The organism is Streptomyces sp. NPDC046939 (assembly GCF_040644575.1).
Classification (GTDB): Bacteria; Actinomycetota; Actinomycetes; order Streptomycetales; family Streptomycetaceae; genus Streptomyces.
In genome coordinates this window covers 151,710-164,490 of the sequence record NZ_JBEYWV010000004.1, presented here as the reverse complement: position 1 = coordinate 164,490, position 12,781 = coordinate 151,710, and the positions used below count along the sequence as shown (strand labels likewise).

General features: G+C 70.3%; 12 protein-coding genes and 1 pseudogene. 5 read left to right on the top strand and 8 right to left on the bottom strand.

Translation table 11 applies throughout. The annotated features are described in order from the left end of the window. A partial coding sequence (locus ABZ877_RS06275) for an ABC transporter ATP-binding protein (protein WP_361065189.1) occupies positions 1–1,034 on the top strand: 1,034 nt, incomplete at its 5' end. A 15-nt stretch (positions 1,035–1,049) separates the two neighbouring features. Here the strand turns inward: ABZ877_RS06275 and ABZ877_RS06270 are convergent. Then, complete coding sequence (locus ABZ877_RS06270; RefSeq protein ID WP_361065187.1) at positions 1,050–1,661, bottom strand: YceI family protein; 612 nt, start codon at positions 1,659–1,661, stop codon at positions 1,050–1,052. A 231-nt stretch (positions 1,662–1,892) separates the two neighbouring features. On the opposite strand from ABZ877_RS06270, the gene ABZ877_RS06265 reads away from it, so the two are divergent. Then, the gene (locus tag ABZ877_RS06265; RefSeq protein ID WP_361065184.1) at positions 1,893–2,402 is read left to right on the top strand and encodes a hypothetical protein; all 510 of its coding nucleotides are present in this window, start codon (positions 1,893–1,895) and stop codon (positions 2,400–2,402) included. Between the two features lie 18 nt (positions 2,403–2,420). Here ABZ877_RS06265 and ABZ877_RS06260 read toward each other — a convergent pair whose 3' ends face one another. Beyond that, positions 2,421–2,843 carry a MarR family transcriptional regulator gene (locus ABZ877_RS06260; RefSeq protein WP_361065181.1) on the bottom strand — a complete coding sequence of 141 codons (423 nt, stop codon included), beginning with the start codon at positions 2,841–2,843 and terminating at the stop codon, positions 2,421–2,423. 167 nt (positions 2,844–3,010) lie between these two features. Between ABZ877_RS06260 and eno the strand changes: the two genes are divergently transcribed. From eno to ABZ877_RS06245, 3 genes are all read left to right on the top strand, one after another. Further along, positions 3,011–4,306 carry a phosphopyruvate hydratase gene (gene eno, locus ABZ877_RS06255; RefSeq protein ID WP_361065178.1) on the top strand — a complete coding sequence of 432 codons (1,296 nt, stop codon included), beginning with the start codon at positions 3,011–3,013 and terminating at the stop codon, positions 4,304–4,306. A gap of 180 nt (positions 4,307–4,486) precedes the next feature. Then, positions 4,487–6,082: an acyl-CoA carboxylase subunit beta gene (locus ABZ877_RS06250; protein WP_361065175.1), complete on the top strand. Its 1,596-nt coding sequence runs from the start codon at positions 4,487–4,489 to the stop codon at positions 6,080–6,082. 26 nt (positions 6,083–6,108) lie between these two features. Next, complete coding sequence (locus ABZ877_RS06245; protein WP_361065172.1) at positions 6,109–6,300, top strand: acyl-CoA carboxylase subunit epsilon; 192 nt, start codon at positions 6,109–6,111, stop codon at positions 6,298–6,300. A gap of 76 nt (positions 6,301–6,376) precedes the next feature. On the opposite strand, the gene ABZ877_RS06240 is transcribed toward ABZ877_RS06245, so the two are convergent. The 6 genes and pseudogenes from ABZ877_RS06240 to ABZ877_RS06215 all read right to left on the bottom strand — a co-directional run bounded on the left by ABZ877_RS06240 (position 6,377) and on the right by ABZ877_RS06215 (position 12,724). After that, positions 6,377–6,967 carry an ATP/GTP-binding protein gene (locus ABZ877_RS06240; protein WP_361065169.1) on the bottom strand — a complete coding sequence of 197 codons (591 nt, stop codon included), beginning with the start codon at positions 6,965–6,967 and terminating at the stop codon, positions 6,377–6,379. Next, positions 6,948–7,538 (bottom strand): DUF742 domain-containing protein, encoded by a 591-nt coding sequence (locus ABZ877_RS06235; protein WP_361065164.1) that lies wholly within the window; start codon positions 7,536–7,538, stop codon positions 6,948–6,950. Before ABZ877_RS06235 ends, ABZ877_RS06240 begins: the two co-directional genes overlap by 20 nt. 94 nt (positions 7,539–7,632) lie before the next feature. Continuing rightward, entirely contained in the window at positions 7,633–8,046 is a 414-nt protein-coding gene (locus tag ABZ877_RS06230; protein ID WP_026057603.1) for a roadblock/LC7 domain-containing protein, read from the bottom strand. Positions 8,047–8,056: 10 nt separating this feature from the next. Then, positions 8,057–11,355: pseudogene (locus ABZ877_RS06225) on the bottom strand (nitrate- and nitrite sensing domain-containing protein). Between the two features lie 384 nt (positions 11,356–11,739). Continuing rightward, positions 11,740–12,330 (bottom strand): ATP/GTP-binding protein, encoded by a 591-nt coding sequence (locus ABZ877_RS06220; RefSeq protein ID WP_324775236.1) that lies wholly within the window; start codon positions 12,328–12,330, stop codon positions 11,740–11,742. After that, positions 12,311–12,724, bottom strand: a complete 414-nt coding sequence (locus ABZ877_RS06215) for a DUF742 domain-containing protein (protein WP_361065160.1) — start codon at positions 12,722–12,724, stop codon at positions 12,311–12,313. Before ABZ877_RS06215 ends, ABZ877_RS06220 begins: the two co-directional genes overlap by 20 nt. Positions 12,725–12,781: the final 57 nt, after the last annotated feature.

The window sequence follows — 12,781 nt, the reverse complement described above, 5'->3', positions numbered from 1 at the left end:
AGTCCGAGGACCCGGCGACGATCCGGGACCCGGCGAAGTCCGAGGACCCGGCGACGATCCGGGACCCGGCGAAGTCCGAGGACCCGGCGATGATCCGGGACCCGGCGGAGACCAGGAACGCGGCAAAGACCGAGGACGCTGCGACGATCCCGGACCTGGCCACGATCCGGAACCCGGCGACGATCCGGGACTCGGCGACGATCCGGGACTCGGCGAAGTCCGAGGGCCCCGGGCAGGGGGAGGCGCCCGCCCCCGGCCATACCCCCGCGGCACCCTCCATCCTGTCCACCCCCCTGTCCGTCGCCTTCGCCGACGTCGGCTTCCGCTACGACGACACCCGCGCCCCCGCCCACACCGGCCTGACCTTCGACGTCCCGGCCGGTGGCCTCACCGCGCTCGTCGGACCCTCCGGCGCGGGCAAGTCCACCGTCTTCGCCCTCCTCGAACGGTTCTACGACCACGACTCGGGCCGCCTCACGGTCGGCGGGCGGGACATCCGGGACTGGCCGCTGGGCGACCTGCGGGGTGCGCTCGGCTATGTGGAGCAGGACGCGCCCGTCCTCGCCGGCACCCTGCGCGACAACCTGCTCTACGCCGCCCCGGACGCCACCGGCGACGAGATCCGGGACGTCGTCGCCCGGACCCGGCTCGGCGATCTCGTCGCCCGGCTCGCGGACGGCCTGGACACGCCCGTCGGACACCGTGGCGTGCTGCTCTCGGGCGGGGAACGTCAACGCGTCGCCATTGCCCGGGCCTTGCTCCGCCGCCCCCGGCTGCTCCTGCTCGACGAGGTCACCGCCAACCTGGACGCCGTCAACGAGCAGTACTTGCGGGACGTCGTCCGCGACCTCGCCACCCGTACGACGGTCCTGGTGATCGCGCACCGGCTCTCCACCGTCGTCGACGCGGACCGCATCGTCGTCCTGGAGAACGGGCGGGCCCGCGCCCAGGGCACCCACGCCGAACTGCTCGAACGGGACGCCCTGTACGCCGAGTTGGCGGCCACGCAACTCGTGACCGCCTCAACTCGCTGATGTCCCGCTACCGGGTCAGGCCTTCTTGATCGCCGAGATGTCGAAGTTCAGCTTGATCTTGTCGGAGATCAGGACGCCGCCGGTCTCGAGCGCGGCGTTCCAGGTCAGGCCCCACTCGGAGCGCAGCAGCTCCGCCTTGCCCTCGAAGCCGACGCGCTCGTTGCCGAACGGGTCCTTCGCCGAGCCGTTGAACTCCAGGTCGATGGTGATCGGCTTGGTGGTGCCGAGGATCGACAGGTCACCGGTGACGCGGTAGTCCGAGCCGCCGAGCGCCTCGGCCGACGTCGTACGGAACGTCATCGTCGGAAACTCGTCGGTCTTGAAGAAGTCGGCGCTCTTGAGGTGCCCGTCCCGGTCGGCGTTGCCCGTGTCGATGCTCGCCATCTGCACGTCGAAGGAGGCCGTGGACTTCGCCGGGTCGGAGCCGTCGAGGTACAGCGCGCCGGTGAAGTCGGTGAAGGTGCCCTTCACGTTCGTGACCATGGCGTGCCGGGCGACGAAGCCGAGCGTGGTGTGCGCGGGGTCGACGGTGTACTCGCCGGTGAGGGCGGCCAGTCCGGGGTCGACGGCGGCCGGGGTGGCGGCGGTGGCGGTGGTGGTGTCGTTCTTGCGGCTGAAGATGCTCATGACGCGCTCCTTGGGGACGGTCGGCACGCGGATGCCGGTTGAAGTTGAATGTTGAACCATCAACTGGTGACGACTCTAGCGCGCTGATGTTCAACTTTCAACATCAAGCGCGGCGTGCTCGTTCGATTACACCGAGTGGATCTTGAAGGCGCACTACCCCACGCGCGTAGAACCGGGGACCATCTTCCTGTTCCACCTGCACCACCCCCCACTCGGCAGGAAGGAAACCCCATGCGCATCCGCTCCGCGCTCACCGCGCTCGCGCTCACCACCGGCGCCCTCGTCGCCCCCGGCGTCGGCGTTCTCACCTCCGCGACCGACGCGTTCGCCGTCACGAAGATCAGTCACTCCACCGCGACCTCGATGTTCAGCTCGGTCGGCATCACCTGGTCGTCCTCCGGTGGCTGCTCGGACCGCAACGTCAGCACCTGTACGTCCTTCGACCAGCTCAACCTGGCCACCGCCCAGGGCGCCCAGACCCTCAAGCGCGCCACAGGCTGCGCCCTCAACATCACCGGCGGCACCGAGACCGGCCACGCGAGCGGCACCTACTCGCACTGGAACGGCTACAAGCTCGACTACGGCAAGAACACCTGCGTCACCAACTACATCAAGAACACCTTCACGTACATAGGGCTGCGCGGCGACGGCGCCGCGCAGTACCAGTCCGGCTCGGGCAACATCTACGCCGACGAGGGCAACCACTGGGACGTCCTCTACTACAACTGCGGCGGCTGCTGACCGCCCGCGCAAGCAGGTCTAGCGCGCGGCGAGGCGCTCCAGAAGCGCCGCGCCGCGCGCCAGCAACTCCCGCTCCTCGTCGCTGAGTTCGGCCTCGATGGCCTGCGCCAGCCAGCCCGCCCGCCGACCGCGCTCCGTCTCCAGGGCGGCCCGGCCCGCGTCGGTCAGCTCCACCAGGGACTTGCGGCCGTCCGTCGGATGCGGGCGGCGCGTGATGAGCCCCTGCTCCATCAGCAGCCCCACGGCGCGGGCCATGGACTGCGGCCGTACGCGCTGGTCCGCGGCCAGGTCGCTGGTGGTCATGGCGCCGTCGCGGTCCAGGGCGCCGAGCACGGCCACCTGGCCGAGCGGAATCCGGTCCTCGTGCTTCACACGCCGCGTGAGCTTGCCCATCGCGGTACGCAGTTCGGCGGCGACGGCGGCGGCTTCCGGGGTGGGCATACGGAACTTTAACCCGCAGGTCACCGGCGTACAGGTCTGCTCGGACAACTGCACAGCAGAACTGAACAGCGCAACTGAACAGCATTGCTGTAGAGTTCCGTCGCGTCGGGCTCAGCGCCAGCGTCGTCGCAGCCGGAGCCCGGACTCGTTCCGAGCGAAGGAACTCCATGCACCTCACGCACCCCGTCGCCGACGCCACCGCCATCCGCTCCGTCACCGCCCGCACCGTCCTCGACAGCCGAGGCAACCCCACCGTCGAGGTCGACGTCGTCCTCGCCGACGGCTCCCTGGGCAGCGCCGCCGTCCCCTCCGGCGCCTCCACCGGCGCCCGCGAAGCCGTGGAACTGCGCGACGGCGACCCCACCCGCTGGCACGGCAAGGGCGTGGACCGCGCCGTCGAGCACGTGAAGGGCGAGATCGCGGCGGCCGTCACCGGCCGCGACGCCACCGACCAGGCCGGTCTCGACGCCGCGCTGACCGCGCTCGACGGCACCCCCACCAAGTCCAGGCTCGGCGCCAACGCCCTGCTCGGCGTCTCGCTCGCCACCGCCAAGGCGGCCGCCGCCGCACACCGCCTGCCCCTGTACCGCTACCTCGGCGGCGCCGACGCCCGCACCCTGCCCATGCCGATGATGAACATCGTCAACGGCGGCGCCCACGCCGACAATCCGCTGGACTTCCAGGAGTTCATGATCGCGCCGGTCGGCGCCGCGACCTTCGCCGAAGCCGTCCGGATGGGCTCCGAGGTCTTCCACACCCTGCGCCGCGACCTGCTCGCCGCCGGCCACTCCACCGGCGTAGGGGACGAGGGCGGATTCGCGCCCGCCCTGCGCACGGCCGAGGAGGCGCTCGACTTCGTCATGGCCGCCATCGAACGCACCGGCTACCGGCCCGGCGCCGACATCGGCCTGGTCATGGACCCGGCGTCCTCCGAGTTCCACCGCGACGGCGTGTACACGTACGCGGGCGAAGGCGTCCGCCGCACCTCCGCCGAACAGGTCGACTACCTCGCGGGGCTCATCGACGCCTACCCCGTCCTCTCCGTCGAGGACCCGATGGCCGAGACCGACCTCGACGGCTGGCGCGAGCTGACCGCCCGCGTCGGCGACCGCTGCCAGCTCACCGGCGATGATGTCTTCTGCACGAACGAGGCGCTGGTCAGGGAGGGCATCCGCACGGGCGTCGGCAACGCGGTCCTTGTCAAGGTCAACCAGATCGGTACGCTGACGGAGGCGCTCGGCACCGTCTCCGCCGCCCGCCGGGCCGGCTGGGCGGTCGTCATCTCGCACCGCTCCGGCGAGACCGAGGACACGACGATCGCGGACCTCGCCGTTGCCACCGGCTGCGGCCAGATCAAGACGGGCTCCCTGTCCCGCTCCGACCGCACCGCCAAGTACAACCGGCTCATCCGGATCGAGGAGGAGCTGGGCGCGAGCGCCGTCTACGCGCCGACGGCCGTGTGACGGGCCTCTCACGCCCCGACGCCGACCGCCTTTGTGCGACCCCTACAAGCGGAGAGGGGCCTGAGCAGTGACTTCGGCTGCATGAGGCGCCGGTTCTGTTCAGGGCTACCAGGAAAACGAGCCGGAGACTGTGTGAAGTCGACGGCCCGTTTTCCTTGGTCGGCTTCGTATGGTCACTACATGACCGTTTTGGACGACACCGCCTCCGCCCCCGGGGACGAGCCCACCGACGCCCGTGGGCGCGTGGCCGAGCTGCACGCGATCCGTGAGCAGGCCCTGCGCGGTCCGAGCGACCGGGCGACCGAGGCCCAGCACGCCAAGGGCAAGCTGACCGCGCGCGAGCGCATCGAGCTGTTGCTTGACGAGGGGTCGTTCAACGAGGTCGAGCAGCTGCGCCGGCACCGTGCGGTCGGGTTCGGTCTGGAGGCCAAGAAGCCCTACACCGACGGTGTGATCACCGGCTGGGGCACGGTCGAGGGCCGTACGGTCTTCGTCTACGCGCACGACTTCCGGATCTTCGGCGGGGCGCTGGGCGAGGCCCACGCCACGAAGATCCACAAGATCATGGACATGGCCATCGCGGCGGGTGCCCCGCTGGTCTCGCTCAACGACGGGGCGGGCGCCCGTATCCAGGAGGGTGTCTCGGCGCTGGCGGGGTACGGCGGCATCTTCCAGCGCAACACCAAGGCGTCGGGTGTCATCCCGCAGATCAGTGTGATGCTGGGCCCGTGCGCGGGCGGCGCGGCCTACAGCCCCGCCCTGACCGACTTCGTGTTCATGGTCCGCGACACCTCGCAGATGTTCATCACAGGACCGGACGTCGTCAAGGCGGTCACCGGTGAGGAGATCACGCAGAACGGGCTCGGCGGCGCCGATGTCCACGCCGAGACGAGCGGTGTCTGCCACTTCGCCTACGACGACGAGGAGACCTGCATCGCCGAGGTGCGCTACCTCCTGTCGATGCTGCCGCAGAACAACCGCGAGAACCCGCCCACGGCCCACTCCGACGACCCGGTGGACCGCCGCGGCGACGTCCTCCTGGACCTGGTCCCGGCCGACGGCAACCGCCCGTACGACATGGCCAAGGTCATCGAGGAGCTCGTCGACGACGGCGACTACCTGGAGGTCCACGAGCGCTGGGCGCGCAACATCATCTGCGCCCTGGCCCGCCTCGACGGCCAGGTCGTCGGCATCGTCGCCAACCAGCCGCAGGCCCTCGCCGGCGTCCTCGACATCGAGGCGAGCGAAAAGGCCGCGCGCTTCGTGCAGATGTGCGACGCCTTCAACATCCCGATCGTCACGCTTCTCGACGTCCCCGGCTTCCTGCCCGGCGTCGACCAGGAGCACGGCGGCATCATCCGCCACGGCGCCAAGCTGCTCTACGCGTACTGCAACGCCACCGTCCCGCGCATCTCGCTCATCCTGCGCAAGGCGTACGGCGGTGCTTACATCGTGATGGACTCCCAGTCCATCGGCGCGGACCTCACCTACGCCTGGCCGACCAACGAGATCGCCGTGATGGGTGCCGAGGGCGCCGCCAACGTCATCTTCCGCCGTCAGATCGCCGAGGCCGAGGACCCCGAGGCCATGCGGGCGCGCATGGTCAAGGAGTACAAGTCCGAGCTGATGCACCCGTACTACGCGGCCGAGCGCGGCCTCGTCGACGACGTCATCGATCCGGCGGAGACCCGTGAGGTACTGATCAAGTCCCTGGCGATGCTCCGCACCAAGCACGCCGACCTGCCCTCCCGCAAGCACGGCAACCCGCCGCAGTAGCGGCACCAGTCGTAGGAGACCCGCCCATGTCCATGCCTGACATCCGTGTCGAGAAGGGCCACGCCGAGCCCGAGGAGGTCGCCGCCATCACCGCGATCCTCCTCGCCCGCGCCGCCGCGCAGCCCGCCGCCCCGGTGCACCGCGTCCGCCGGACCCGCGCCGGCTGGCGCCGCCTGGAGCGCGAGTCCGGCTTCCGCGCCCCGCACAGCTGGCGCTGAGCGCGCACAGCGACGTACGACAGCGGCCCCGCTCTCCTCACGGAGGGCGGGGCCGCTGTCGTAGGCGGGTGGGCGGCTAGCGCAGGCGCGCCATCAGCGCGTGCTCCACCAGCGTGATCAGCGAGGACTTCGCGTCCGCGCGGTGGCGGGCGTCCGTCGTGATGATCGGGGTGTCGGGGCCGATCTGGAGCGCCTCGCGGACCTCGTCGGGGCCGTAGGGCTGCTGGCCGTCGAAGCCGTTGAGGGCGATGACGAAGGGGAGACCCGAGTTCTCGAAGTAGTCGACCGCGGGGAAGCAGTCGGCGAGGCGGCGCGTGTCGACGAGGACCACGGCGCCGATCGCGCCGCGCACCAGGTCGTCCCACATGAACCAGAAGCGGTCCTGGCCGGGCGTGCCGAACAGGTACAGGATCAGGTCCTGGTCGAGCGTGATGCGGCCGAAGTCCATGGCGACCGTCGTGGTCGTCTTGTCCCCGGTGTGGGTGAGGTCGTCGATGCCCGCGGAGGCGGACGTCATGACGGCCTCGGTGCGCAGGGGGTTGATCTCCGACACGGCGCCCACGAAGGTCGTCTTGCCGACGCCGAACCCGCCGGCGACCACGATCTTCGCGGACGTGGTGGAACGACTTGGAGTTGCCGGCCCTCCGCTAGAGCTTGCGAAGTCCACTGAGCACCCTTTCGAGCAGTGTCACGTCTGGCTGACCGCCGGCGCTCTCGTCGCCGCCGGGCTGATGGATGGCGACCAGGCCCGCCTCCGCCAAGTCGGCGACGAGAATCCTGGCCACGCCGAGAGGGATGGTGAGCAGGGCCGAGATCTCGGCCACCGACTTGATCTCCCGGCAGAGGTGGCAGATCCGCTGGTGCTCGGGCAGTTGGCCCTGCAACTGGTGCGGCTGCGCGGTGGTGTGCACCAGCGCCTCGATGGCGAGCTGGTAGCGGGGCCTGGTGCGGCCGCCCGTCATGGCGTACGGACGCACCAGGGGGTTGTTCTTCGCAGCAGGCGCGGGGCTCGCGTCGGGACGCGGCTGCGGCTGCACAGGCTGGATGCGCGGTGCCTGCGGCTGGTCGTAGGGGCCGGGCTGCCGGGTCGGCCGGGCGTGGCTCGGCGTGGAAGGGAAGTTGTACCGGTTCCGTGAGACGTCGTCACGGTGCGCGCCCGGCTGACCCTGGCCCTGTGCCGGGCCGTAGGGCGGCCAGTGGGCCGACGAACCGCTCGGGGGTGTTGCTGAACCAGACACGTACTTCCTCCTCCGACTGCGCTGGGCACCATCACTGTGGAGCCGCGTCCCGAAACTTTACGGCCACGGGACGCGGGAACGCACCGCTTGTCTGTCAGTTGAGAAGGCTTCCCTGGAGCTCGGCCCGCAGGTCCGGGGTGAGAACCGTGCCCGCGCGGTCGACGAGAAGTGCCATCTCGTACCCGACGAGGCCAATGTCCGCTTCCGGGTGTGCAAGGACGGCAAGGGAAGAACCGTCGGAGATGGACATGATGAAGAGGAATCCTCGCTCCATCTCCACAACGGTCTGGTTCACCGCGCCGCCCTCGAAGATGCGGGACGCGCCCGCGGTCAGCGAGGTCAGACCCGACGCGACGGCCGCCAACTGGTCGGCGCGGTCGCGGGGGAACCCTTCGGACATCGCCAGAAGGAGTCCGTCGGCGGAGACCACCACGGTGTGGGACACCCCGGGGGTGTTGTCCACGAAGTTCGTGATCAACCAGTTCAGGTTCTGTGCCGCCTGGCTCATCGGGCTCACACTAACGCTCCTGGATGTAGGTGCTGTCAGGGCCACCGGGAAACCCGCTGTCCTGGCCGTTCTTCGTCACTACGGTCGCTACGGTCACTGCTGCTCACCACTGCCTTCACTGCGCCCGCGCTGCACGCCGCGCCGCAGATTGCTCAGCCGGCCCCGGACGTCCTCGGGGGCGCGGGATATCTGCGGGCCGCCCTGCGGCGTGGCCTCCGCGGCGCCCTCGATCAAGTTGGCCTTGGGCACCCGGCGCGGCAGTCCGGAGGCGGTGACGCCGCCCGCCTTCGGCTGCTTGAGCCGCTCCGCGCGCCCCCACCGCTCGTCGTTGGCCGAACGCCAGTCGGCCGTCCCGTCGGAGCCGGCCGCCGGGGACTCCTGTGCGGAGTCCTGGCGCTGGAGGGCGCCGGAGCCGCGGCGCGGCAGTCCGGCGTCCGTCACCTCGTGCGGTGCGGAGGGGGAGGGACCGGCCGCCGGTCCTGATCCGGCGGTGGTGCCCGGGCCGAAGCCTACGCTGTCCAGGTCCGCCGCGTCAGCGGCCTGCGAGGATTCCGCATCGGGCGCGTACGCCGTGCCGAAGTCGCCCTGGTAGCTCTCCCGTACAGGCCAGTCGTCGTGCCGGCCGCGCTCGGGGTAGGCGGGGTAGGCGTCCGTGCCGGCTTCCGCATAGCCGTCCGGCGAGGTGTGGTCGGCGACGTACGCACCCTGCTGGCCGTGGTCGTAGGACGGCTGCGCGGGCGCGAAGGCGTCGTACCCGGCCTGCTGCCCGGTGTCGTAGGAAACCTGCTGCTGATCACCGTAGACGCCCTGACCCTGATCGTCGTAGGCGATCTGCTGCTGCGGCTCGTAGCCGAGCTGCTGACCGTCGTACGCGGACTGATCGGCGTACGCCGACTGGTCCGGCTGGTCCGTCTGGTGGCCCGGCTGGGGCTGGGCCGGGGCGACCTCGTCGCGGAAGAGCGGACGGCTCTCCGCCGCTTCCTGGCCCTGCGCCTGCGCCTCCAGGGCCGCACGGCGCTCCTCGCGCATCAGGGAGCGGCCGACCGGGTCGAGTTCGCGGGCGTCGTCCGGGACGTCGTAGCGGCTGTCGTCGAAGCCGAGCTCGGCCGCGGTGCGCAGCGGCGGCGCCTTCTCGAAGGGCTGCTGCTGCTCCTGCTGCGGGATCATCGTCGAGACGGTGAACTCGTCGAAGTCGGCGTTGCTCTGCTGGCCGCCGCCACCGTGCGTGATGTTCTCCGGGAGCATGACGAGCGAGGTGGTGCCCGCCTGCTCGCCCGAGGGGCGCAACTGGACGCGGATGCCGTGCCGGTCGGCGAGGCGGCCGACCACGAACAGGCCCATGCGCTGGGAGATCGCGGCGTCCACCGTCGGCGGGTTGGCCAGCTTGTGGTTGATGTCCGCGAAGTCCTCGGCGGTGAGGCCGATGCCCTTGTCGTGGATCTCGATCATGATGCGGCCGTCGGGGAGACGGGTCGCGGTGACGCGGACCTTGGTCTGCGGCGAGGAGAACGTCGTGGCGTTCTCCAGGAGCTCGGCGAGCGCGTGCACGAGGTCGGTGACCGCGCGGCCGTGGATGTCGGCCTCGGGGACGCCGGACAGCTCGATGCGCTCGTACTGCTCCACCTCGGAGGAGGCGGCGCGCAGCACGTCGACGAGGGGGACCGGCTGGTCCCAGCGGCGGCCCGGCTCCTCACCGGCGAGGACCAGGAGGTTCTCGCCGTTGCGGCGCATACGGGTCGCGAGGTGGTCCAGGCGGAAGAGGTTCTCCAGCTGGTCCGGGTCGGCCTCGTTGTTCTCCAGGTCGGTGATGAGGGTCAGCTGGCCCTCGATCAGCGACTGGTTGCGGCGCGACAGGTTGGTGAAGATCGCGTTGATGTTGCCGCGCAGGAGGGCCTGCTCGGCGGCGAGCCGGACGGCCTCGCGGTGGACCTGGTCGAAGGCGCGGGCGACCTCGCCGATCTCGTCACGCGTGTTGATCGGGATCGGCTGGACGCGGGTGTCGACCCGGCCCGGCTCGGTGCGCGAGAGCTGGTCGACCAGCATCGGCAGCCGCTGCTCGGCCACGTCGAAGGCGGCGGAGCGCAGGCGGCGCATCGAGCGGGACATCTGGCGGGCCATCATCCCGGCGAGGACGAACGCGGCGAGCAGGGCCACGACGACCGCGGCGCCGATGATGACCGCCTGCCGCTTGGCGTCGGCGGCGATGCCGGACGCCTCGGTCACGGCCTTGTCCGCGAGGTCCGACTCGATGGTGCGGTACATGTCGAACTTGGCGGTGTTGACCGCCCACCAGTTCTCGGCGGTCACACCCTTCTCGGCGAGGGCGACACGGGCGCTGGGCTGGGTGCTGGGCATCCCGACGATGGCGGCGACCATGTCGGTCGTCTCGGCCGGCGGCGGGACGTAGTCCGGGTCCTTCGCCTTGGCCGCGGCGGCCTGCTTGGCGCCGTCGGTCTTCAGCTTCTCGCCCGCCTCCTCGAGCTTCTTGAGGTCCTCGGGAGTGCCACCGCCCTTGTACTCCTCGATGGCGATGTTCTCGAGGTAGGCGTAGCTGCCGAGCGCGGTGCGCTGCTTGGCGAAGCTCTCGGCGGACACGCCGGGCTTGACCAGGAGGTGCGTACCGATGGAGCGCTCCAGGGAGAGCGCCGCCTTGGTGAGCGAGATCGCGTAGACCGTGCGGCCGTAGCTGGTGATGTTGCCGGTGCCGAGGCCCAGCTCGTTGGCGAACTCCATCAGCGGGTGCTGGATGGCGACGTAGCTCTCCTCCGTCGCGACGCCCGGGAGCTTGGAGGTGTACGACGCGGCGCGCAGCTGGTCCAGGCCGCCCTCGACCTTGGTGAACTGCGCGAGGCGGCGCTCCAGGCCCTCCTTGTGCGGCATGTTCTTCGCCGCGGCGTGGAACTCCTCGGCGGCCGAGTCGGTCGCCGCGCGCGCCTTGACCACCTTGGGGTCGTTCTTCTTGCCCTGGAGGAGGGGCGCGGCGGAGATGTCGCGCTCCTCGATGAGCCGGTTGCCGTAGGTCAGCGACGCCTGCACGAGACGTGCGGTGGCCTCGGCGTCCTCGGCCTCGTGCCAGGTGTCGATGGAGCTCTTGACCTGGAAACCGCCCATGACGAGACCGACGAGGACGGGTATGAGGAGGATCGCGTTCAGCTTGGTGGGCACGCGCCAGTTGCGCGGCGACAGCCGGCCGCCCGACGACTGCGGCGCCGCCGTCTCGGCCGGGGCGGCCTGCGCCGCCGTGCGCGGCGGCGGGGTGAAGTTGCCCCGCGCCGACGCCGGCTCGGGACTTTTCTTGCTTCGCCTCACTCGACCAACAACCTCTCGGCGTCGGCACTCACGTCGTGCCGCGGTATGTCTCCAGGCCCGTTACTACTGGGCAGTTCAGCGCATTCCAGCACGTCAGGAGGCGCACCTCCAAACAGTCGGAAGCGGAACCTCCCCGTGATGTATGCCCCAGATAAAACGGTCATAAAGAGCGAGCCCCGCCAAAAGGCGGGGCTCTTGTGCGCACAGTGGAACCAGGTGTGCGCGACGTGTGTCTACGCCCATGGAATTCTCTGTCGAAACGTTATGAACACAGCGGCCCCGCGTGTCAAACGCCACAGGGGCCGCTGATTCCACTACGACAACTGCCGTACGGTTCTGGCCACTTGATGGCCGACTTCTGACCGTTTCCGGCCGCTCGACCGGCTACTTGAGCCGGGCCATCAGCGCGTGCTCCACCAGCGTGATCAGCGCACTCTTCGCATCGGCGCGGTGGCGGGCGTCCGTCGTGATGATCGGGGTGTCGGGCCCGATCTGGAGCGCCTCGCGCACCTCCTCGGGGTTGTAGGGCTGGTGCCCGTCGAACCCGTTGAGGGCGACCACGAACGGCAGGCCCGAGTTCTCGAAGTAGTCGACGGCCGGGAAGCAGTCGGCGAGGCGGCGGGTGTCGACGAGGACGACGGCGCCGATCGCGCCGCGCACCAGGTCGTCCCACATGAACCAGAAGCGGTCCTGGCCGGGCGTGCCGAACAGGTACAGGATCAGGTCCTGGTCGAGCGTGATGCGGCCGAAGTCCATGGCGACCGTCGTGGTCGTCTTGTCCCCGGTGTGCGTGAGGTCGTCGATCCCCGCGCTCGCCGAGGTCATCACGGCCTCGGTACGCAGCGGGTTGATCTCGGAGACGGCGCCCACGAACGTGGTCTTGCCGACGCCGAAGCCACCGGCCACCACGATCTTGGCCGAGGTCGTCGACCGGGGCGCCGCCCCGGTGGCGCCGTCAGAGCTTGCGAAGTCCACTGAGCACCCTTTCGAGCAGAGTCACGTCCGGCGCGCCGCCGTTGTTCTCGTCGCCACCAGGCTGGTGGATCGCCACCAGGCCCGCCTCGGCCAGGTCCGCGACGAGGATCCGGGCCACCCCGAGCGGCATCGAGAGCAGGGCCGAGACCTCGGCCACCGACTTCACCTCACGGCACAGGTGGCAGATGCGCTGGTGCTCGGGGAGCAGCGTCACCAGCGCCGCCGGGTCGGCGGTCGTGCTGACGAGCGCCTCTATCGCGAGCTGGTAGCGCGGCCGGGTCCGGCCGCCGGTCATCGCGTACGGGCGGACCAGCGGCTGGTCGCCCTCAAAACCGTAGGCGGCCTGTGCGGCTGCGCTGCCGTACGGATCGTGAGGAGCGGTGGGCGGGGTCATGGATCCTCCGGGCGGGACGGCGGGCCTGACGGCCTGCCGTCTGAGGGTGGGCCGGTG